Origin of the sequence: Stutzerimonas kunmingensis, from assembly GCF_014764705.1 — a bacterium.
GTDB lineage: Bacteria > Pseudomonadota > Gammaproteobacteria > Pseudomonadales > Pseudomonadaceae > Stutzerimonas.
The window spans coordinates 1-1334 of sequence record NZ_JACXXG010000084.1 but is presented as its reverse complement, the minus strand read 5'-3'; the positions used below and the strand labels follow the sequence as shown (position 1 = coordinate 1334).

Here is a 1334-nt window from a genome sequence, read left to right as displayed (position 1 = left end):
TAGCAGGCCGTTGAAAAAAGCCAGAGCCCGCGTGGCTCTGGCAAAATGGCGGCCATCCTCTTCTGCCGAAGCCAGCCCAAGCCGATGCGTGGACTCGACCTCAAACAAAACGAGCTGTTCAGTTATACGACGCTGGAGCAGCGCATCCCGAACGATCACCCGCTGCGTCCCCTGCGAGGCCTGGTCGATACCGTTCTGGCTTCGATGGATCGGGACTTCGACGGGCTGTACTCCACCCTGGGACGGGCCTCGATTGCGCCGGAGCGGCTGCTGCGCGCCTCGTTGCTGCAGGTGATTTACACCATTCGCTCCGAGCGGCAGTTGGTCGAGCAGATTGATTTCAACCTGCTGTTTCGCTGGTTCGTCGGCTTGTCGATGGACGAGCGCATGTGGGATCACTCGACCTTCAGCCAGAACCGTGACCGCTTGTTCAACCAGGATGTAGCGCGGCTGTTCTTCCAGCGCATCAAGTCGCTGGCCGCATGGTCCGAGTACGCCAGCAACGAGCATTTCAGCGTCGATGGCACGCTGATCGACGCCTGGGCCTCGCACAAGTCCTTTATCAAGAAGGATGGCGGCGACCCACCGGAGGATGGCACGCGCAACCCCGATGCCGACTTCAAGGGCGAGAAGCGCAGCAACGCGACCCACCAATCGACCAGCGATCCCGAGGCCCGGCTGGCGCGCAAGAGCAATGGCGATGCCAGTCGTCTGGCGCACATGGCCCACACGATGATGGAGCACCGCAACGGTCTGATCGTGGATGTGGAATGCACCGAGTTCAATGGACGTGCCGAGGTAGAGGCGGCGCTGGAGATGCTGGAGCGCACGGCCAAGCCGGGCAGCACGGTAGGTGCAGACAAGAATTACGACCAGAAGCGTTTCGTGCAGAGGGCGCGCGAGCTGAAAGTGACACCGCATGTGGCGCAGAAGCGCAAGGGCAGCGCCATCGATGGGCGCACCACGCGGCATCCGGGGTATGCCGCCAGCCAGAAGATCCGCAAGCGGATCGAAGAAGGTTTTGGCTGGCTGAAGACGGTTGGCGGCCTGCGCAAGACCAAGCTGATCGGTCGCGCCAAGCTGAGTGCTCAGTTATTGCTGGGTTTCTCGGTCTACAACCTGATCCGACTGGGTAGCCTGTCGGGTTGGTGGCGAGGATCGCATGTATAGGGCGAGTTACGCCCAAAAAACGCCGAAAGGCGTGAACGTGGTGCTGAAACCTGTCAAAAAGGCCTGAAGTCAGGCCTTGTGTGGACTCCGTTAGGCCAAAGCGCTTGAAAAAGCGCCAAACCGGACGGGTTGGGGCAGTTGAAGCCGAGTTTTTCAACGGCCTG

General features: G+C 60.8%; 1 protein-coding gene. It reads left to right on the top strand.

Annotated features, from left to right (window positions below; all coding sequences use genetic code 11):
• Nucleotides 1-84 precede the first annotated feature (84 nt).
• Nucleotides 85-1170, top strand: coding sequence for an IS5-like element ISPst12 family transposase (locus tag IEG05_RS23005; RefSeq protein ID WP_011913346.1), 1086 nt, complete (start codon nt 85-87; stop codon nt 1168-1170).
• Nucleotides 1171-1334: the final 164 nt, after the last annotated feature.